Annotated in this window: 17 protein-coding genes; 9 read left to right on the top strand and 8 right to left on the bottom strand. The window is 75.5% G+C overall.

Going from position 1 to position 19013, the window contains the following annotated elements; all coding sequences use genetic code 11:
* Position 1: 1 nt before the first annotated feature.
* From JUB12_RS16785 to JUB12_RS16765, 5 genes are read left to right on the top strand one after another with little or no spacing between them, the layout of a single operon-like run.
* Complete coding sequence (locus tag JUB12_RS16785) at positions 2-1711, top strand: hypothetical protein (protein WP_205696568.1); 1710 nt, start codon at positions 2-4, stop codon at positions 1709-1711.
* Positions 1711-2223, top strand: coding sequence for a hypothetical protein (locus tag JUB12_RS16780; RefSeq protein ID WP_205696567.1), 513 nt, complete (start codon positions 1711-1713; stop codon positions 2221-2223). The genes JUB12_RS16785 and JUB12_RS16780 overlap by 1 nt, the downstream gene beginning before the upstream one ends.
* Positions 2220-3416 carry a hypothetical protein gene (locus JUB12_RS16775; protein ID WP_205696565.1) on the top strand — a complete coding sequence of 399 codons (1197 nt, stop codon included), beginning with the start codon at positions 2220-2222 and terminating at the stop codon, positions 3414-3416. Before JUB12_RS16780 ends, JUB12_RS16775 begins: the two co-directional genes overlap by 4 nt.
* Positions 3413-5143 carry a hypothetical protein gene (locus JUB12_RS16770; RefSeq protein WP_205696563.1) on the top strand — a complete coding sequence of 577 codons (1731 nt, stop codon included), beginning with the start codon at positions 3413-3415 and terminating at the stop codon, positions 5141-5143. The genes JUB12_RS16775 and JUB12_RS16770 overlap by 4 nt, the downstream gene beginning before the upstream one ends.
* Positions 5144-5170: 27 nt before the next feature.
* A complete protein-coding gene (locus JUB12_RS16765) occupies positions 5171-6271 on the top strand; it encodes a PLP-dependent aminotransferase family protein (RefSeq protein ID WP_205696562.1) in 1101 nt (366 codons plus the stop codon).
* Positions 6272-6286: 15 nt separating this feature from the next.
* Here the strand turns inward: JUB12_RS16765 and JUB12_RS16760 are convergent, their stop codons facing one another.
* Positions 6287-6997: a metal-dependent transcriptional regulator gene (locus JUB12_RS16760; protein ID WP_205696560.1), complete on the bottom strand. Its 711-nt coding sequence runs from the start codon at positions 6995-6997 to the stop codon at positions 6287-6289.
* A 10-nt stretch (positions 6998-7007) separates the two neighbouring features.
* Positions 7008-7964, bottom strand: a complete 957-nt coding sequence (locus JUB12_RS16755; RefSeq protein WP_205696558.1) for a LysR family transcriptional regulator — start codon at positions 7962-7964, stop codon at positions 7008-7010.
* Positions 7965-8261: 297 nt separating this feature from the next.
* On the opposite strand from JUB12_RS16755, the gene JUB12_RS16750 reads away from it, so the two are divergent.
* A complete protein-coding gene (locus tag JUB12_RS16750; protein ID WP_205696557.1) occupies positions 8262-9212 on the top strand; it encodes an ATP-dependent DNA ligase in 951 nt (316 codons plus the stop codon).
* Here JUB12_RS16750 and JUB12_RS16745 read toward each other — a convergent pair.
* The 3 genes from JUB12_RS16745 to JUB12_RS16735 form a co-directional block, all read right to left on the bottom strand.
* On the bottom strand, positions 9209-9895 hold the full coding sequence (locus tag JUB12_RS16745) for a transposase (protein WP_205696555.1): 687 nt from the start codon (positions 9893-9895) through the stop codon (positions 9209-9211). The genes JUB12_RS16750 and JUB12_RS16745 overlap by 4 nt on opposite strands.
* A gap of 126 nt (positions 9896-10021) precedes the next feature.
* The gene (locus JUB12_RS16740) at positions 10022-10894 is read right to left on the bottom strand and encodes a hypothetical protein (protein ID WP_205696554.1); all 873 of its coding nucleotides are present in this window, start codon (positions 10892-10894) and stop codon (positions 10022-10024) included.
* Positions 10884-11513 (bottom strand): RNA polymerase sigma factor, encoded by a 630-nt coding sequence (locus JUB12_RS16735; RefSeq protein ID WP_241004300.1) that lies wholly within the window; start codon positions 11511-11513, stop codon positions 10884-10886. The genes JUB12_RS16740 and JUB12_RS16735 overlap by 11 nt, the downstream gene beginning before the upstream one ends.
* A gap of 90 nt (positions 11514-11603) precedes the next feature.
* On the opposite strand from JUB12_RS16735, the gene JUB12_RS16730 reads away from it, so the two are divergent.
* A complete protein-coding gene (locus JUB12_RS16730) occupies positions 11604-12602 on the top strand; it encodes a glycerate kinase (RefSeq protein WP_205696552.1) in 999 nt (332 codons plus the stop codon).
* A 37-nt stretch (positions 12603-12639) separates the two neighbouring features.
* Here the strand turns inward: JUB12_RS16730 and JUB12_RS16725 are convergent, their stop codons facing one another.
* On the bottom strand, positions 12640-14274 hold the full coding sequence (locus JUB12_RS16725; RefSeq protein WP_205696551.1) for an amidase: 1635 nt from the start codon (positions 14272-14274) through the stop codon (positions 12640-12642).
* A complete protein-coding gene (locus JUB12_RS16720) occupies positions 14274-14558 on the bottom strand; it encodes a hypothetical protein (protein WP_205696550.1) in 285 nt (94 codons plus the stop codon). The genes JUB12_RS16725 and JUB12_RS16720 overlap by 1 nt, the downstream gene beginning before the upstream one ends.
* A gap of 168 nt (positions 14559-14726) precedes the next feature.
* Between JUB12_RS16720 and JUB12_RS16715 the strand changes: the two genes are divergently transcribed.
* A complete protein-coding gene (locus tag JUB12_RS16715) occupies positions 14727-15908 on the top strand; it encodes an NAD(P)H-dependent glycerol-3-phosphate dehydrogenase (RefSeq protein ID WP_241004299.1) in 1182 nt (393 codons plus the stop codon).
* Here JUB12_RS16715 and JUB12_RS16710 read toward each other — a convergent pair.
* Positions 15880-16701 (bottom strand): HAD family hydrolase, encoded by an 822-nt coding sequence (locus tag JUB12_RS16710; RefSeq protein WP_205696549.1) that lies wholly within the window; start codon positions 16699-16701, stop codon positions 15880-15882. The two genes, JUB12_RS16715 and JUB12_RS16710, sit on opposite strands and share 29 nt — an antisense overlap.
* Before the next feature lie 23 nt (positions 16702-16724).
* Between JUB12_RS16710 and JUB12_RS16705 the strand changes: the two genes are divergently transcribed.
* On the top strand, positions 16725-19007 hold the full coding sequence (locus JUB12_RS16705) for a DEAD/DEAH box helicase (RefSeq protein ID WP_205696548.1): 2283 nt from the start codon (positions 16725-16727) through the stop codon (positions 19005-19007).
* Positions 19008-19013: the final 6 nt, after the last annotated feature.

Below are 19013 nucleotides of genomic sequence, written 5' to 3'. Positions count from 1 at the left end.
CGTGGCCGTCGCCCCGCCGCCCCCGACGACGTCGACGGTCGCCGCCGGCCACCAGGGCCACGTCGCCGGCACCGCGCTGGCCGACGCGCCGGACACCTCCCAGCGCAACCTGCCCAGCTGGCGCTGGGCGCTGCTGCTCTTCCTCGTCCTCGCGGTCGCCTACACGTGGATCGGCTACGTCGTGACGATCGACCACCACGTCGTGGTGTTCGACGCGCTGGACCGCCTCACGCGGGCCTACATGGTCTGGCACAACGACCCGCCGAAGCTCGCGGCGATCGGCTTCGTCTTCCCGCCCGTCGCGACGCTCGCGCTGCTGCCCTTCGCGGTGGTCAAGCCACTGGCGACGTCGCTGATCGCGCTGCCGCTGTCCAGCGCGCTGTTCGCCGCGCTGACCGTGGTCCTGCTCGACCGCACGCTGGCCCGCTGCGACATGGCGCCGCTGCTGCGCCTGCCGCTGCTCGCCCTCTTCGCGCTCAACCCGCTGTGGGTCTTCTACGCCGGCAACGGCATGAGCGAGGCGCTGTACTGCGCCCTGCTGGCCTTCAGCCTCTACGCGTTCGTGTCCTGGTACACGACGACCGAGCCGCGCTTCCTCATCGCCGCGGGCTTCGGGATGAGCGTCCTGGTGCTCACCCGCTACGGCTTCCTCATCTGGGCCGCCCTGCTGATGGTGCTCATCGGCGTGGCGCTGGCCCGCCGGCGCGCGAGCAAGGCGGAGGTCGAGGGGTCCGTCATCGCGTTCGCGGCGCCCGTCTTCTACGTCACGGTCCTGTGGGTCCTGTTCAACGCGCTGATCATCGGCGACCCGTTCGGCTGGGTCGACGCGGCGACGAGCACCCAGGCGGTCAACGCGACGGGCATCGACACGACCGGCGCGCTCGGGCTCGACGACGTCGCCCAGCGGCTCATCGAGCTCAACGTCGCCGTCTTCCCGCTGGCGTTCTTCGTCGTGCCCGCGCTGCTCGTCACCTTCGTCGTGCAGCGCAACGACCTGGCGCTGTGGCTCGCGGCGTTCGTCGTCCTCGGCGTCGTGATCATCGGCGCCGACGCGCTCATCTCCGACAACGAGGGCCTGCTGACGCTGCGCGACGCGCTGCCGATGACAGTCGTCTCGTTCGTCGGCGCGGCCTGGCTGTTCCGCAGCTTCCCGGCGCTGCGTCCCGTGGCGTGGGCGCTGAGCGCGGCGGTGCTCGCGGTCGGCCTCGTCACGGCGTGGCAGGGCATGCGCGACCACCCGTTCCAGTCGCTCGAGCAGGCCTTCACGCGGGTGATCGCCGACGGCGAGGACCAGCAGGACCGCCCGTCGATCGGCGGCTACACGGTCGGCATCCGCTCCGAGGCCGGCATGGCCGAGTACGTCAAGCGCAACGTGCGCGGCGGCGACGCGATCCTCACCGACAACTCGAAGACCTTCGGCGTGATCATGCTCAGCGGCCGCCCGCAGGTCTTCCTCGACCGCGTCGACCGCGGCGACTCCGCCTTCCGCCGGGTGCTCGACGCGCCGTTCGGCCGGGTGCAGTACCTGCTGATGACGACGCGCGGCAACGACGGCGGCGACATCGTGGCCCAGCGCTACCCGGCGGCCGGGACCGGTGGCGTGGACGGGCTCGACGTCGCCTACCGGACCGACCGCTACGTGCTGCTGCGCGTCGCCGCGCGGCGGCCGGGCGCGGGGCCCGCGCCCAGCACCCAGGGAGCGACGCCGTGATGGCCGGGCCCGAGCAGGAGCCCTTCGCGCCCGACGCGCTGACCGCGTCGGTCACCGCGCGCGTGCGCGAGGTCATGGCCGAGGCCGAGGCCGCCGCCGAGCGGCTGCGCCGCGAGGTCGAGGAGGCGACGGTCCGCCGCGCCGCCGAGGTCCGCACGGCCGCCGAGGAGGAGGCCGAGCGCATCCGCCGCACCGCCGAGCAGCAGGCCGAGGCCTACCTGGCCGAGGCGCGCCGGCGGGCCGACGCCCACGTCGCGCAGCGCGTCGAGCGGCTGGCCGACCTGACCGACGGGCTGCTCGCGCGCGCCGAGGCGCTCAGCGTCCAGCTCGACGCCGCGGGGGAGGCGCGCCGCGCCGTGGAGGAGCTCGTGGTCGCCGTGCGCGACGCGGCCCGCGCCGCGCTCGAGGACACCGGGGCGCCGCCCGATGCGCCGGCGCCCATGGTGCGCCCCGTGCGCCGCGGCGAGCGCCCGCGCGCGGTGCCGGACCTGCCCCTGAAGGAGGAGTTGTGAGGACCGCCCGGCTGCTGGCCGGCGCCCTGAGCGCCGTCGCCCTCGCGGGCGGCCTGGCCGCGTGCGGCGACGACGACGGCGGGGACGATCCGCGGGGCGCGACGGCCGCGAGCACCACGGCGGCCAGGACGCCGGCCGCCACGACGTCGGCGGGCGCGCCGGCCGTCGGGGCCGCGGGCCAGGCCGGCGTCGCCACCGGCGCGCCGGGGTCCTCAGGCCGCCCGTTCGCGTCCGACGCTCCGTGGAACACGCGCATCGAGGACCGCCCGACCGACGCGCGCTCCTCGCGCTGGATCGCCCTCGCGGCCGGCGACAGTGCCGGCAGCGGGCTCTTCGTCAACACGAGCCGCTGGTCGGTGCCGGTCGTCACCGAGGAGGGCGGGCGCCCCACGCGCGTCGTCTGCCGCCAGCTTCCGGCGTTCTGCGGCGACGGGCGCCGCGTGCGCGAGCTGCCCGTCCCGCCGGGCCAGGACCCGCGACCGGAGTTCGACGGCTGGTTCACGGTGCTCGACCGCCCGGCCGGCGTCGCCTACGACCTGTGGCGCGCGCGCCGCGGCGCCGACGGCGTCATCAGCTACCAGCTCCTGCGCCGCTGGGACCTCGGCGGCCGCGGCGCCCAGGCCCCGGGCCGCGTGGGCGCCCGCGCCTCGGGCCTGCCGCTGTTCGCGGGGCTCATCACGCCGGACGAGGTCGCCGCCTGCCGCATCGAGCACGCGCTGGCGATCTCGGTGCCCGAGCCTGCCGGCGGGCTCTACGTCGCGCCCGCGTCGTCGGCGGACCCCCGAGGCAGCGCGGACGCGCTGCCGCTCGGCGCACGGCTGCGGCTGCGCCCCGGCGTGCGGCTCGACCGCCTGCCCGACCGCACGAACACCTGCGCGGCGCGCGCCGTGACCGACGCGCTGCGCCGCTACGGCGCCATCGTCGTCGACCGCGCCCGCGTCCCGACCCTGTACGCGCAGCTCAACCACGACTGGACCCAGCCACTGCGCGACGCGCGGGGCGCCCTGCTCGACGGTCGCACGCGTCGCCCGCTGTCCCGTGCCCGCCTGTCCCAGCCGGGCGACGTCTCGACCCCCCAGCTGCGCGGCAACGAGGTCGAGCAGCTGCGCCTCGGCGACTTCGAGGTCGTGCAGGCCGGCGAGCTGCGCCGCTTCCCCGGCCTGCGCGACACCGGCGAGGAGACCTCCCGATGACGGCCCGCCGCCGCCTCCTGCTCGCGACCGCCGTCGTCGCGGCCGCCGCGCCGCTGGCCGGTTGCGGCGTCGACACCGCCGAGGACGGCGAGCCGACCGCCGTCTCGCGCGAGCGCGCGCGGGAGTCCGCCCAGGCCACCCAGCGCCGTCGCGACGCCCAGCGCCGCAGCACCCAGCCGCTCCCCGGCCGGCCGCCGGGCGTCGTGGAGGTCGCCAGCGCGGTGGGCGACGAGTCGCTGACCGCGGGGCACGCGGCCGCTGCGAGCTCGCCGCGGGTCACCGTGTCGCGCACGGCGCCGGAGCGCGCGTACGCCGACCTGTGCGCCGGCCGCGTCGACCTCGCCGAGGTCACCACGGAGCCGGACACGACGATCTTCGAGGCCTGCGGGCTGCGCGACCTGCGCGTCGAGCAGCCGATCCAGCTGGCCGCGGACGCGCTCGTCCTCGCCACGCGCAGCGAGCGCGACATCGGCGGCGACTGCATCACCGTCGGGCAGGCGCACGACGCGCTGCGCCCCGGCTCGACGATCCGCAGCTGGTCCCAGTTCGGCTTCGAGGACGTTCCGCTGTACGTGACGGGCCGCGAGGACGGCACGGCGGCCTTCGACCTCCTCGGCTTCGAGCTCCTCGGTCGCCCGAACGCGTCGCTGGCCGACGTGCGCTCGGACTACGTCGTGCGCGGCAGCGACGTGCGGCTGCGCCGCGAGGTCACCAGCGAGGCGCGGGTGGCCGAGGCGACCGCGCGCTCCCGGCGCCACCTGCGCGAGCTGCGCCGGTCGCGCCGTGACGCGCGCGACGCCGCCGTGCGCCGGGCCGAGCGCGCGGCCGACCGGCGGGCGCTGGCCGCCATCCAGGAGGCCAACCGCCGGCGCGTCCGCGCGGGGCGGTCGGTCGCCGACCCCGAGGCGCTGGAGGCGCGCAACGCGGCGACGGTCGAGCGCGCCAAGCGCGCCGCGCGCCAGGCCGCGGCCGCGCGCTTCGACGCGGCGCTGGTCCGCGAGGCCCAGGCGTTCTACGAGCGCGCGCTGCGTGCCGCGGAGCGTCCCGGCACGCTCGGCGCCCTGCGCTGGGCGACCTACCAGCGCTTCACCGAGCAGCTGCGGCCGATGGAGGTCGACTTCGGCGTGGCCCAGGACCCGTCCGGTCGCCCGGTCCGCGTCGGCGACCTGTCCGGCGCCGACCAGCGCCGCATCATCGGGCACACGCCCGACCCGGTGGCCGACGCCGCGGCCCTGCGCCGGCCGCTGCGCCCCGCCCCGGACGGCGGGCTCCCGGCGCGGCGCACCGCCGCCGGGCGCGAGGTCCTCGCCGGCCCGAGCTGCGTCTTCCCCTCCGAGCAGACGATCAGCGCCGGCACGTACCCGCTGGCGCGCCGCACCTTCCTGGTCACGACCGACCGCGGCCTGCGCCGCGGCGAGGTCCGCCGGTTCCTCGACGCCTTCGTGCCCACCCTGCAGGGCGCGGCGCGCGAGCGCGGGCTCGTGGCGATCACCGACCGCCAGGAGGCCCAGGCCCTGGCGACGGTGCACGGGCGCACGCTGGACCAGCAGATCCGGATCGCCGAGGGCGCGCGCGGCGTCGAGCCGGCGTCCGGCGCCGGCTCGGGCAGGGGGACGACCCCGGCCGCGGCTGGTGCGCCGGCGACCACGACGCCCGCCGCGGTGGAGCCGGCGCCGGAGAGCGCGATCCCGGGCGTCAGCGCGCGCCCGGGGCTGCCCCGGCCCTAGACCGCCCGCCGCGTAGCATGCGGCCACATGGCCGACACGATCTCCTTCGCCCGCGGGGCGCCGTCCCTGGACATCGTCGACGTGGAGGGCCTCAAGGACGCCGCGGTCCGCGCGTTCGAGCGTGATCCCGCCGGCGTCACGGCCTACGGCACGGCCGTCGGCTACGTCCCGCTGCGCGAGTGGATCGCCGCCAAGCACGGCGTCGACGTCTCGCAGGTCCTCGTCACCAACGGCTCGATGCAGGCCGACGCGTTCCTGTTCGAGACGCTCGTCCAGCAGGGCGACCCGGTCGTCGTCGAGAAGCCGACCTACGACCGCACGCTGCTCAACCTGCGGGCGCGCGGCGCGGACGTCCGGATGGTGTCGCTGCAGCCCGACGGCATCGACGTCGACGAGCTCGCGGGGCTGCTCGAGGACGGGCTGCGCCCGACGCTCGCGCACGTCATCCCGAACTTCCAGAACCCGGCCGGCTACACGCTGTCGCTCGAGAAGCGCCAGCGGCTGCTGGAGCTCGCGCGCCGGCACGAGTTCGTCGTCTTCGAGGACGACCCGTACGTCGACATCCGCTTCGCCGGCGAGACGCTGCCGACGATGCTGTCGCTCGACGACGCGGGGACGGTCGTCTACGCGTCGTCGTTCTCCAAGACCGTCTGCCCGGGTGTGCGCGTCGGCTACCTGGTGGGCCCGGCCGAGCGGATCGCCCAGATCACGAAGCTCGCGACGAACACCTACATCGCGCCGAACATGCTGGCGCAGGCGACGGTCTTCCAGTTCTGCGACTCGGGCGCCCTGGACCGCTCGGTCGCGACCGTCAAGGAGGCGCTGGCCGAGCGCGTCAAGCTGCTGACCGCCGCGCTGGACCGCGAGCTGCCCGACGCGGAGTACGTCGCCCCCGAGGGCGGCTACTTCATGTGGGTGTCGCTGCCGGAGGGCACCGACGTCGACGCGGTCTTCGAGGAGGCCAAGGGCCTCGGCGTGCAGTTCGTCAAGGGCACGGACTTCCTGCTCGAGGGCGGCGAGAACACCATGCGCCTGGCCTACTCGGGCGTGACCGCGGACCAGATCGACGAGGGCGTGCGCCGGCTGGCGCAGGCCGTCGAGGCCGCCCGCTCGCGCGCGGCGGCCTAGCGGCGCCCTCGGGGGCTACATCCCCCAGCGGTCCTTCGCCAGGACCAGCTGCTCGGGGAGCGTCACCCGCGGCGGCGGGGACGGGTCGGCCAGGACCGACACCGTCTCCGCGACGCTGCGGGAGACGGTGTGGCGGTCGCCGCTCTGGCTCTCGACGACGACCCGCTCCTCATCGGTCTCGGCGACGGTGCCGGCCACGCCGGGCTCGAGGCCCGAGTCCTTGAGGTAGTGCAGGAGGTCCTCCGCCTCGTTCTCGAAGCGCAGGACGGTGACCTCGGCACCCTGGGAGACGTCGGCGAGCGGGACGCCCTCGACGCGATGGCCGACCTGGATCGGGTGGCCGTGCGGGCAGGTCTTGGCGTCGCCGATGGCGGCGAGCATCCGCTCCTCGAGGACCGGGCTCATGGCGTGCTCGAGGCGCTCGGCCTCCTCGTGGACCTCGTCCCACGGGATGCCGAGGACGTCGGTGAGGAACCGCTCGATCAGGCGGTGGCGGCGGACGATCTGCTCCGCGTGCTCCTGGCCCTCGCTGGTGAAGGAGATGGCCTTCTGGGCGTCGCGCGTGATGTAGCCGTCGCGCTCGAGGCGGCCGATCATCTCGTGGACGGTCGGCGGGGACAGCTGCATCGCGCGGGCCACGTTGGCGCCGGTCATCGCCAACCCGGCCTCGTGCAGCCAGAACAGCGTCTGGAGGTACTCCTCCTCGGCGACGGTGGCATCGGCCATGGGCCCGATCCTACCCACCGGCAGCGCTGGCGCGGCGCCGTCTCGGCAGGCTGCGGCGGAGGGTCAGGGCGGTCTTCGTGAGCTGCGCCTCGGAGAGCGCCAGGAGCTCGCGGGCGGCGGGCGAGACGCGCGCGCCGCGGCGCGAGATCAGGGCGAACGTGTCGTAGACGGGGTCGTCGAACGGGACCCAGCCCAGGCGCGGGTCGAGGGCGTCGCCGAGGCCGAGGAGGATCCCCCGGGTGGCCACCGTGGCGCCGAGGCCCTCGGCGGCGAGCCCGAGGGCGACCTCGACGTCCTCGACCTCGAGCTCGGGCTCCAGGGTGATGCCGACGCGCTGGGCCAGCTCGCTGAACTGCCGGCGGGTCGGGTCCTCGTGGCGGAAGCTCGTGTCGGCGAGGACGAGCGGCATCTGCGCCATCGCCTCGACGGTCGCCGTGTGCCGGAGGTGGGCGGGGTCGGCGGAGACGAGGACGACCTCGTCGCGCATGACGGGGCGGACGTCGAGGCCGTCGTCGTCGATGGGCAGGGCGACGATCCCGGCCTCCAGCTCGCCGCCGCGCACGGCCGTGGCCACCTCGGAGGAGTTGCGCCCCACGAAGCGCACCTTCACGCGGGGGTGGCGGCGGCGGAACTCCGTCACGACGGCGGTGCCGGGGTAGAGGCGGGAGGTGCCGAAGACGCCGAAGGTCGCGTGGCCGCCGCGCAGCTCGCGCTGGGCGACGACGGCCTCGCGGGCGGCCTCGACGCCGGCCAGGACCGACTCGGCGTGCGGCTCGAGCGCGCGGGCGGCGTCCGTGGGGACGATGCCGCGGCCGACGCGCTGGAAGAGGACCACGCCGAGCTCGGCCTCGAGGCGGCGGACCTGCTCCGACAGGCTCGGCTGGGCGAGCAGGAGCGTCTCGGCGGCGGCGGTGAAGGAGCCGCTGCGCAGCGTCTGCAGGAAGTACTCGAGCTGCTGGAGCGTCATCTAGGTCGTGCCTATGGATCGTGAAGGCATCCAAGGCTACACCTGGATGCCACGAACGCCGATCATGTGGCCATGACCGCCTTCTTCGCCTTCATGGGCGTGGTCGCCGTGGTCGACGTGCTGGCGCTGGCCTTCGGTGCCGACTCGCGTCGTCCCCGCGACGGCCGCGCCGTCTGAGCAGTCCGCCGCCCCGCCCCGGGCAGCGGTCGCTCCTCCTCCCCCCAGGCCCAGCGCGCCGTCCGGCCTTCGCCCCTCACGCCGGACGGCGCGCCCGCCTGCCCCCGGTACGCTCGCCGCGTGCCGCTGCCGCTCTCGCCGCCCGTCCTCCCGCAGCTCGCCCGCCCGCGCGCCGCGCTGCCGACCGGTGACGGCTGGGCCTACGAGCCCAAGTGGGACGGCTTCCGCGCGGTGGTCTTCGTCGACGGCGACGACGTCGAGCTGCAGTCGCGCAACGGCAAGTCGCTCACGCGCTACTTCCCCGAGCTGGCGTTCCCGGCGGGCGAGCGGCTCGTGCTCGACGGCGAGATCGTCGTGCTCAACGAGGAGGGCGGGACGGAGTTCGACCTGCTCGGCCAGCGCATCCACCCGGCGGCGTCGCGCGTGGCGATGCTCGCCGAGCAGACGCCCGCGACGTTCCTGGCCTTCGACGTGCTCGCGCGCGGCGACGAGGTCCTGCTCGACCGCGGCTACCTCGAGCGCCGCGCCGTCCTGGAGGAGCTCTCGCTCGGTGACTGGACGCGGCTGACCGAGATGGTGCGCACCGCGGAGGAGGCCGAGCGGTGGCTGCACTCCGCCGAGGGCGTCATCGCCAAGGAGGCCGACGCGCCCTACCGCCCGGGGGAGCGCACCGGGATGGTCAAGGTCAAGCGCGTGCGCACGCTCGACGCCGTCGTCCTGGGCTGGCGCCCCGGCAAGGAGGAGGGCACCGTCGGCGCGCTCATCCTCGGCGCCTACGACGACGCCGGCGACCTCCGCGAGATCGGCCACACCTCCGGCTTCACCGCCAAGCGCAAGCGCGAGCTCGTCGCCGAGCTCGAGCCCTACGAGAACGGCGAACGCGGCACCGGCGAGCCCTCCCGCTGGTCCCGCGGCCGCGACCTCTCCTGGGTCGGCCTGCGCCCCGAGCTCGTCGTCGAGGTCTCCTTCGACCACGTCTCCGACGGCCGCATCCGCCACGGCGCCAAGCTCGTCCGCTGGCGCGACGACAAGTCCCCCGCCGCCTGCACCACCGACCAGCTCGACCTCTAGCGACCTGCGAAGAAGGGGACAGTCCCCTGCTTCGCACGCGCGTCCGCCAGACGCCGGTACGCCGTCGACACGGTGACGCCGAGGAACGCCGCGACGTTCGCGACCGGGATGCGGTGCCCGTCGACAGCACGCGCGACCCACGTCGCGCCACCGGTCGTCCGCAGCCGCTCCAGGAGCTCGTCGTCGGTCTCGCCGGCGATCGCCAGGTACTGGCGTCGGCCCTCTTCACGCGGGACGCCCAGCCGCGCGTACAACGCGGCGACGTCGAGGAAGCCCGGCAGCGGCGCCGCGCCGGCGATCGCGCGGTGGGCGCTCCACGGCCAGTCGTCGACGCCCGCGCAGAGACCGGCTTCGACGGGGTTGCGCGCGATGTATCGCAGGCAGGCGTGGAAGTGGCGCTCGTCCAGGACGAGCTTGTTCTTGAAGCGTCCGCCGAAGACGTGGCCGTGCTCCTCGTAGCGCCGGTTGCAGTGCACCGCGAAGCGGCCGTGGACCTGGCGCATGCCCTCGCCGAGGTTCGCCTCAGGCGTGAGCACGAGCACGTGGACGTGGTTGCTCATGAGGCAGTAGGACAGGACCGACCACCCGAAGTCCGCCGCGGCGGACTCCAGCATCGCCAGGTAGGCCCGGCGATCGTGGTCGTCGCGCATCAGCACGAGGTTCGACGGGGCGCGCGCCGTCACGTGGTGGACCGCTCCCGCCATCTCGATCCGTGGATGTCTCGCCATGCCCTCTGTAGGCCGGCGAGCACCCGACTTCGCCCCCCCCCTCCGTGCGAAGAAGGGGACAGTCCCCTTCGTCGCAGGCGTCTATCCGGTGGGGCCGCGGAGGGTGAGCTGGCGGGCGGTGGTGGGGTCGTCCGGGAGGACGTCGTGGGAGACGACGCGCTCGGTGAGGTCCCAGGTGAAGGGGTCGCCGTGGACGTCGCGGCCCGCGGAGTGGCTGGTGCGGCCGACGGGGTCGCCGGTCAGGGCGTCGACGAGGAGCTCCTCGCGGTCGCCGGGGACGGGCCGCTCCTGGATGCCGGTGACGGTGAGGCGCTGGACGGTGCGGCCGTCGACGACGGTGGTGCCGGCGTCGCGGACCTCGCCGCGGCCGTCCCGAGCCAGGCGGAGGAGCTCGTGGGCGCGGAAGACGAGCGACGGGACCTGCCGCATGCCGCGCTCGGTCCTCGTCCTCCCCGTCGACGGGTCGAAGCTGCGGTGCACGGGACCGTCGGGGCCGTAGGTCGTGGTCTCGTCGACCGGCTCGACGCCCTCGCCGTCGGCCCGGGTCACGAGCTCGCGGACGTCGCGGGCGCGGCCGTCGGGGCCGACGCGGACCCACACCACCTTGCGCTGGGACAGCCCGCCCGGCCCCTGCGAGCCGGTCCAGCGCACGTCGACCTCGCTGACCACCCGGACCACGGAGCTCGGCGGCGGCGCGGACGCCTCGGCGGCGCGCACGACGAGGGCGTCGAGGCCCTGCTCGCCGGCCGGGGAGAGGGACAGAACCGCGGCGAGCGCGCCGACGGCCAGCAGGCTCCCGGCGCCACCGGCCCCGGCGCGTGCGACGGACCGGCGACGACGCGCGGCGACCACCGCCTGGCGACCCGCGTGAGCCCGGCCCCCGGGCGGCGTGGCGTGCGCGGGGTCGGCGGCGCGGACGCGGTCGAGGATCGGATCGTCGAGGTCAGCGGGCATGCGAGGGCTCCTGGGCGGTGGGCAGGCTGGTGGCGGGCAGCGGGTGAGGGCCGCGAGGCCGCGAGGCCCCTCGGGACGAGACGGCCGCGTCCGGCGGCGGCGCCGGCACGGCCGGCGGGTCGTCGGCGGCGGCGTCGAGCGCGCGGCGCAGGCGTGCGCGGGCGCGGGAGAGGCGCACGGTGAACGTCGCGACGCTGCAGCCCGAGGCACGGGCCGCGCCGGCGTGGTCGAGGCCCTCCCAGGCGACGAGGCGGATCGCCTCCCGCTCGCGCTCGCTCAGCGCCGCGAAGGCCCGCGCGAGCGTCGGGTCCCCACCGACGCCGTCGGCGAGGTCCGGGGCGGCGCGGGCCTCGTGGCCACCCAGGCGCAGCACGAGCGCCGCGCGGCGCGCCGTCGACCGCCGGTGGCCGTGGACGACCTTGCGCGCCACGCCGTAGAGCCACGGCAGCGGGTCGGCCTCCGCCGGCAGCCGGCGCCAGGCGACGGCGAAGGTCTCGGCCACGACGTCGTCCACGGCGTCGCGCTCGACCCGCCGGGCCGCGTAGGCCCGGACGGCGGCGACGTGCTCCTCGTACACCGCCCAGCGGGCGGCGTCGCGGTCGGCGCTGCAGCGGAGCACGGGCACATCCTCCCTCTGCCGGCAGGGCGCCGGACCTTGCACGCGCCTCGCCGTCTAGCGTGCGACGACGGGGACTGTCCCCTGGTTCGCATGGCCGCCGCTCACGACCCGCCGCCCGTCCTCGTCGCGCCCGACTCGTTCAAGGGGACGCTGCGCGCGACGGAGGTCGCGTCGGCGATCGGGCGCGGGCTCGAGCGCGCCGGCCTGCACCCGCCGGACCTCTGCCCCATCGCCGACGGCGGGGACGGCACGGCGGAGGTGCTGCTGCTCGCGATGGGCGGCGAGGTCCGCGCCGCGCCGGCGACCGACCCGCTCGACCGACCCCTGAAGGCCGGGTTCGCCCTGGTCGACGGCGGCGGGACGGCGATCGTCGAGGTCGCGGAGGCCAGCGGCCTGGCGCGCGTCGCCCCCGAGGAGCGCGACCCCGTCACCGCCTCCACCCGCGGCACCGGCGAGCTCATCGTCGCCGCCGCCGCGGCCGGCGCCGAGGTCGTCCTCGTGGCCGCCGGCGGCAGCGCCACGACCGACGGCGGCGCCGGCGCCCTCGAGGCCATCGCCGACGCCGGGGGGCTCGGTGCGACGACGCTCGTCGTCCTGTGCGACGTCCGCACGCCCTTCGAGGAGGCGGCCGTGCGCTTCGGGCCGCAGAAGGGCGCCGACCCGCCGACCGTCGAGCTCCTCACCGAGCGCCTGCACGACCACGCCGCCCGCCTGCCCAGGGACCCCCGCGGCGTCCCCCACACCGGCGCCGCCGGCGGCCTCGCGGGCGGGCTGTGGGCGACCCACGGCGCCCGCCTCGTCAACGGCGCGAACGTCGTCCTCGACGAGCTCGACTACGACACCCGCATGCGCGCCGCACGCGCGGTCGTCGTCGGCGAGGGCCGCCTCGACGCGACGACCCTGCAGGGCAAGGCGCTCGGCGAGGCCGCCACGCGCGCCCGCCAGGCCGGCGTCCCGTGCCACGCCGTCGTGGGCCAGGACGCCCTCGGCCTGCTCGAGCGCCGGATCCTCGACCTCCAGGTCCTCCTCGAGGCCGGGACGATCGCGGAGCTCGAGGACGCCGGGGAGCGGCTCGCGGCGCTGCTCTGACGAGCGGGCGCCGCGAGCGTGCCCCATGCGCCTCCCTCTAGGCGGTGGTCTCCGCGACCTCCTCCGGCGTGAGCCGCAGCGTCGCCGCCGCCGACCGCGCCGCGCGCAGCGTCGGCGCCGCCGGCTCCGGCGGACGGCGGGTGTGGAAGTCCGTCCGCGCCTGCCACGCACCGGCCATCGCGAGCAGGCGGTCCTCGGCGTAGGGCGCCGCGCCCAGGATCGTGCCGACCGGCACCGCCGAGCCGCCCGAGGTCGTGAACCCGATCGGGAACGCGATCTCCGGCAGGCCGATGATGTCGAACGGCTGGTTCGACGTCTGGGTCACCACATCGCACTTGTCGAAGATCTGCTCGAGCGACTTCTGGAGCAGGTCCTGCTTCATGCGCTGGCCCTTGAGGTACGTGTCACCGGTCAGGAACAGCCCCTGGATCCACGAGTTCAGCGAGACGCCGAACTTCGTGACGTCGGTGCGCAGGACGTCCATGAACGGCTCGGAGCGCTCCGGCAGGCGCACGTTGTTGAACGCCGTGCCGGTGAGCGTCGACCAGTCGTCCGGGAACGGGATCTGGACGATCGTGACGCCCGCCTTGACCATCTCGTCGAGGAAGGCCTGGCGCAGCGCGACCGTCGTGGCGTTGCCCGTGAGGTAGTCCGGCAGGACGCCGAGCTTGGTCTTGAACCGCACCTGCGGACCGGCCGCCGTCTTGGTCGGCTTCACCGGCTTGGCCGCGGTGATGTAGTCCGTCGGCGCCGGCAGGCCCTGCGTGCGCGGGTCGTGCGGGTCGGCGCCCGCGAGCGCCGTGAGCATGATCGCCGCGTCCAGCGCGTCACGGGCGATCGGCCCGCAGTGGTCGCGCGTGTAGGTGAGCGGGATGACGCCGTACAGCGACGTCCGGCCCATCGTCGGCTTGAGCCCGGTCAGGCCCTGCTGGTTGGACGGGCTCGTGATCGAGCCGCCGGTCTGCGTGCCGATCGAGCTCTTGGCCATGCGCGAGGCGACCGCCGTGGCGGGGCCCGACGACGACCCGCCCGGGTCGTAGCTCGGGTTGCCCGGCGTCCACGCGTTGACCGTCGTGACCGTGCCGTTGGGCAGCGTCGCGCGGGTCGTCGCCAGCGGCCCCATCTGGCCCTTGCCCAGGACGATGCCGCCCGCCGCGGTGAGGCGGGCCACGCACGTCGCGTCGTAGTCCGGGACGAAGCCCTGGTAGATCGTCGAGTTGGCCGTCGTCTCGATGCCGGCCGTGTAGTAGTTGTCCTTGATGTTCAGCGGCATGCCCGCCAGCGCGCTGCGCGGGCTCGTGCCCCGCAGCGCCTTGGCCTTGGCGAGCGCCTGCTCGGCCACCACCGCGTTGAACGCCTTGAGCGTCCCGTCGAGCGCCTGCACGCGGTCCACGTGCGCCTGCACGAGGTCCACCGGGTCGAGCTTCTTCGAGCGCAGGAGGGTCGCCGCCTCCGCGATCGTCGCCTCCACCGGGTCGGCCAGCGCCTCGGGCCGGACGTCGACCACGACCGCGTCGGATCCCGGGATCGCCGCCATCGCCTTCGGCGCCAGGACGCCCAGCGCCCCCGCGCCGGCCGACAGCGCCGCCATGCGGCCCAGGAAGCCGCGGCGGTCGACGCCGTCGCTCGGCGCCTCCTCGCGGACCTCGTCGTCGTGCTGGAGCTCGCGCATCAGAGCTGCTCCGTCCACGCGCTGAAGGGCGCCGGGTACTCGACCGGCGGGTGCTCCTGCACGTCCTGGCGGTAGCCGGGACCGGCGCGGAAGCCGGCGATCGTCGTGACCGAGCCCTTGATGAGGTTGACGACGCCGTCGACGAGCGACGCCTGGGACGGCAGGCCCGTCGCCGGGTCGCTCGGGCCCGTCGCGTGCAGGACAGAGATGTCGACGCCGTACTGGCGCAGCTGGGTGCGGACGAGCTGACGCAGCTCGTCGTCGGTGGGCGGTGTGATGGCCACCAGGACCTCCCGTTCTGGTTGGCGGTTGCGGAGAGGCGCGCACTCTGGACGGTGACTGTGGGTTCTGGAACGCGCCGACGGTCCCAACCGGGTTCGACCGACGGTCGAACCGCGCACAGCTGCGACTCGGACACCCCCCGCGCGGCGCGCTGTGCCACGCTCCCGTCCTTGGCCGAGCGCCGCTCCATCCCGAGGCCGATGCCGGCCAACCTCGCCCTGCCGACGGCGCGCCGCGCGGTCGTCATCGGCGCCGGCTCGTTCGGCACCGCGGTCGCCGTCCTGCTCGCCCGCGGCGGCTTCCGCACGACGCTGCAGACCCGCACCGCCGAGCAGGCCGAGCGCCTGCAGGCCGACCGCGCCAACGAGGTCTACCTCCCCGGCGTCGAGCTCCCGCCCCAGCTGCGCATCGAGCACGCCGACGCCGGGGTCTCCAAGGCCGACTACGTCTTCCTCGGCGTCCCGAGCCAGGGCCTGCGCGAGGTCATCGCCACGCTCCTGCAGCGAGGTCTCGGGCGCCGGACGGCGATCGTCTCGCTCGCGAAGGGCCTCGTCCCGCCCGACGGCATCGCCCCGACCGTCCTGCTGCGCGAGGCCTTCGGCGAGCAGCGCACGGCCTGCATCGGCGGCCCCGCCCACGCGCGCGAGATGGTCCACGACGGCGCCGGCCTCGTCGCCGCGTCGGCCAGCGAGGAGCTCGCGAGCACGCTGGCCCAGGTCTTCCAGCGCGCGGGCGTCGTCTGCGAGGCGTCCAACGACCCGGTCGGCGTCGAGCTCGCCGGTGCGGCGAAGAACGCGGCCGCGCTCGCGGCCGGCGCGACCGAGCGCCAGGGCCTCAACGCGGCCGGTGCCGCGGCGGGCCACATCTTCGCCGAGGTCTGGCGCTTCGCCGAGGCGCAGGGCGCGCGCCCCGAGTCGCTCATCGGGCTCGCCGGGACGGGCGACCTCGTCGCCACGGCGCTGGCCCCCATGAGCCGCAACCGCCGCGCCGGCGAGCTGCTCGCCGAGGGCGTCCCGACGGCGGAGATCCCGGGCCGCATCGGCCAGGCCGTCGAGTCGCTGGAGTCCGTCCCGCTGCTGTCGGTCGCGCTCGAGCGCGCCGGCATCGACGCCCCGGTGACGAGCGGCCTGGTCCGGCTCATCGAGGGCGAGCTCCCGCTCGACGAGTGGGTCGCGCTCGTGCGCACGACCGTCCCGCCGCCGCCCGCCCGCTGGCGCGACCGACGGCGCCAGCGCGACGGCGAGCGCGGGCCCGTCGCCCGCGTGCGCGCGTGGTGGGCCCGCCGCCGGCGCCGCGACGAGGTCGCCGCGGCCGTCGGGGACCTCAGCCCCGGCGCTCCGCCAGCGTCGTGATGACCGCCTCGTAGACCCCCGCTCCGTGGCCGGCCTCGGCCACGCGGGCGTTGGAGTGGCGGGCGAGCGCCTCCCGGATGGTCGGGTCCTTGCGCACCGCGTTGCCCACGAGCCAGAACGACCCGACCTGCGTCGCGACCTGGAGGTCCTCGCGCGAGTCGCCGACCGCCAGGCAGCGGGCCGGGTCGTAGCCGCGGGCGCGCAGGTGGAGGGCGACGCCCGCCGCCTTCGAGGCCCCGCGCGGGACCAGGTGGTAGGCCCGGACCTGCTCGAGGTGCCCGAGCGCGGGCGAGCGCCGGTGCACGACGCCGTTGTCGACCAGGCGCAGGCCGTCGTGGCCGTGGCGCGCGAGCAGCTCGTCGGCCTCGAAGGCGTCCACCAGGCCGCGGAAGAGGTGCGAGACCTCGCGGCCCAGGTGCCACGGCGCGTGGTGCTCGAAGCGGCCGGCGAAGTGCTCGAGCAGCAGCGCGGGGGCGCCGGAGGCCTCGATCTGGTCGTGGATCGTCCCGCGCTCCGCGCTCGGGACGAGCTCGCCGGTCAGCCAGTGCTCCTCGCCGTCGAGCACGACGCACGCGCCCGCCTCGAAGATGAACGCGCGGTGGCCGAGCAGCCGGGCGTCCTCGGACAGCGTCTGGCGCCCGCGTCCCGACATGAGGACGACCTCCGCGCCCGCGCGGTCACAGGCCTCGAGGGCCCGCAGCGCCTGCAGCGACCAGCCGCCCTCCTCGTCGCGCACGAGCGCGCCGCCCGGGCCGAGCAGGGTGCCGTCGAGGTCCAGGTACACGGCGTCCACGGGACGGGTCCTAGCATGGCCGGGTGGCCGTCGCCCGCGTCAAGGAGCCCTGGAGCGCGCTGCTCGAGGCGGGGCGCGCCGACGAGCGGCTGGTGCGCGAGGCCTACGAGGGCGCGCGCGACCCGGTGCTCGCGCCGCTGCCCGACGACCTGCACCCCCTCGTGCGCGACGGACTGGGCAAGCGCGGCGTCGACGCGCTGTACGCCCACCAGGCCGAGGCGTGGGAGGCCGCGGCGCAGGGGCCGTTCGTCGTCACCACGGGCACCGCGTCGGGCAAGTCGCTGTGCTTCCAGCTGCCGACGCTCGACGTCCTGGCGACGGACCCGCACGCCCGTGCGCTCTACCTCTACCCGACCAAGGCGCTCGCGCAGGACCAGGCGCGGGCGATCAACGCCTTCGGGATGGCCAAGCAGGTGCGCCCCGCGATCTACGACGGCGACACCCCGCGCGAGCAGCGCCTCGCCATCCGGCGCAAGAGCAACCTCGTCCTGACCAACCCGGACATGCTGCACGTCGGGATCCTGCCCCACCACCGCCAGTGGGGGACCTTCTTGGCCAACCTCGCGGTCGTGGTGGTCGACGAGGCGCACGTGTACCGCGGGGTCTTCGGCTCGCACGTGGGCAACGTCCTGCGGCGGCTGCGGCGGATCGCGGCGGCCTACGGGACCGAGCCCCGGTTCATGCTCGCCAGCGCCACGATCGCCAATCCGGTCGAGCACGCGCAGGCGCTGACCGGGCTCGAGGGCATCCGCTGGATCGCGCGCGACGGCTCCCCGGGCGCGCGGCGCCAGATCGCGATGTGGAACCCGCCGGTCATCGACGAGGCGCTGCAGACGCGGCGCAGCCCGCTCGGCGAGGCGGCCGACCTCGTGGCCGAGCTCGTGCGCGCCGGCTCGCGGACGATCTGCTTCATGAAGTCCCGGCGCGGGGTGGAGCTCGTCGCCCGGATGGTGGCCGACGGGCTGCGCGACACCGACCCGGAGCTCGCCGACCGCGTCGCCCCCTACCGCGCGGGCTACACGCCCCAGCAGCGCCGTGCGCTCGAGGAGCGCCTGCAGCGCGGTGAGCTGCTGGCCGTCATCGCGACCGACGCGCTGGAGCTCGGGATCGACATCGGCTCCCTCGACGCGGCGGTGTGCGTCACGTTCCCCGGGACCGTCGCGTCGCTGCGCCAGATGTGGGGACGCGCGGGCCGGCGCGGGCGCGGGCTGGCGGTCTACGTCGCGGGCGAGGACGCGCTGGACCAGTTCTTCTGCCGCCACCCGGACACGTTCCTGGACCGCCCGGTCGAGGCGGCGATCATCAACCACGAGAACGAGCAGGTGCTCGACCCCCACCTCGTCTGCGCCGCGCACGAGGGGCCGATCGACCCGGAGGCCGACGACCCGTTCCTCGGGCCGCGGCTGCGCGCGCACTGCGAGCACCTCGTGGCGGTGGGCGACCTGGTCGAGCGCCGCGGCGTGTTCGTCCTGCGCCAGCCCGAGGACTACCCCGCCGCGCGCGTGTCCCTGCGCAGCGCGTCGCCGGACTCGTTCGCGGTGGTGGACGTCGAGCAGGGCGAGGTGCTGGGGTCGGTCGAGGGCTCGCGCGCGTTCTCCTCGACCCACGACGGCGCGATCTACCTGCACCTCGGCCGCTCCTACGAGGTCGTCGAGCTCGACCTGCACGCGCGTCGCGCGCTCGTGCGCGCGTTCAGCGGCGACTGGTACACGCAGCCCAAGAAGGAGACCGACACGGTCATCGAGCGGCTGCTCGACCGCCGCGACGCGCTCGGCGTGCAGCTCAGCTTCGGGATGGTCACGGTGACCGAGCAGGTGTTGGCCTACCAGCGCAAGCGGCTGCGCGACCACGAGGTGCTCGACCTCGTCGGGCTCGACCTGCCGCAGACGTCGTTCACGACGCAGGCGCTGTGGTACGAGCTCCCCGAGGAGATCGTGCGCGAGGACTTCCCCTTGGACAAGCTCCTCGGCTCCCTCCACGCCGCCGAGCACTCCCAGATCGCCGTCCTGCCGCTCCTGGCGATGTGCGACCGCTGGGACATCGGCGGGCTGTCGACCAACGCGCACCCGCAGACCGGGCGGCCGACGATCTTCATCTACGACGGGCACCCGGGAGGCGTGGGGATCACGCTGCAGGGCTTCCGCGAGTTCGAGCGGCTCGTCGCCGACGCGCACCGGCTGGTCAGCGAGTGCCCGTGCGAGTCGGGCTGTCCGTCCTGCGTGCAGTCGCCCAAGTGCGGCAACCTCAACGAGCCGCTGGCGAAGGCCGGGGCGGTCGAGGTGATGGCGCGGATGCTCGAGCGCTGAGGGCCT

The organism is Conexibacter sp. SYSU D00693, assembly GCF_017084525.1.
GTDB lineage: Bacteria > Actinomycetota > Thermoleophilia > Solirubrobacterales > Solirubrobacteraceae > Baekduia.
Note: the sequence above shows the minus strand (reverse complement) of the source record. Positions and strands in the feature narration are given on the sequence as shown.

Coding starts and splice junctions, on each gene's coding strand:
- JUB12_RS16730 (WP_205696552.1), top strand. CDS start 11,604: ATGGCCGCCGCTCACGACCCGCCGCCCGTCCTCGTCGCGCCCGACTCG.
- JUB12_RS16760 (WP_205696560.1), bottom strand. CDS start 6,997: ATGGCCGATGCCACCGTCGCCGAGGAGGAGTACCTCCAGACGCTGTTC.
- JUB12_RS16740 (WP_205696554.1), bottom strand. CDS start 10,894: ATGCCCGCTGACCTCGACGATCCGATCCTCGACCGCGTCCGCGCCGCC.
- JUB12_RS16770 (WP_205696563.1), top strand. CDS start 3,413: ATGACGGCCCGCCGCCGCCTCCTGCTCGCGACCGCCGTCGTCGCGGCC.
- JUB12_RS16755 (WP_205696558.1), bottom strand. CDS start 7,964: ATGACGCTCCAGCAGCTCGAGTACTTCCTGCAGACGCTGCGCAGCGGC.
- JUB12_RS16725 (WP_205696551.1), bottom strand. CDS start 14,274: ATGCGCGAGCTCCAGCACGACGACGAGGTCCGCGAGGAGGCGCCGAGC.
- JUB12_RS16780 (WP_205696567.1), top strand. CDS start 1,711: ATGGCCGGGCCCGAGCAGGAGCCCTTCGCGCCCGACGCGCTGACCGCG.
- JUB12_RS16765 (WP_205696562.1), top strand. CDS start 5,171: ATGGCCGACACGATCTCCTTCGCCCGCGGGGCGCCGTCCCTGGACATC.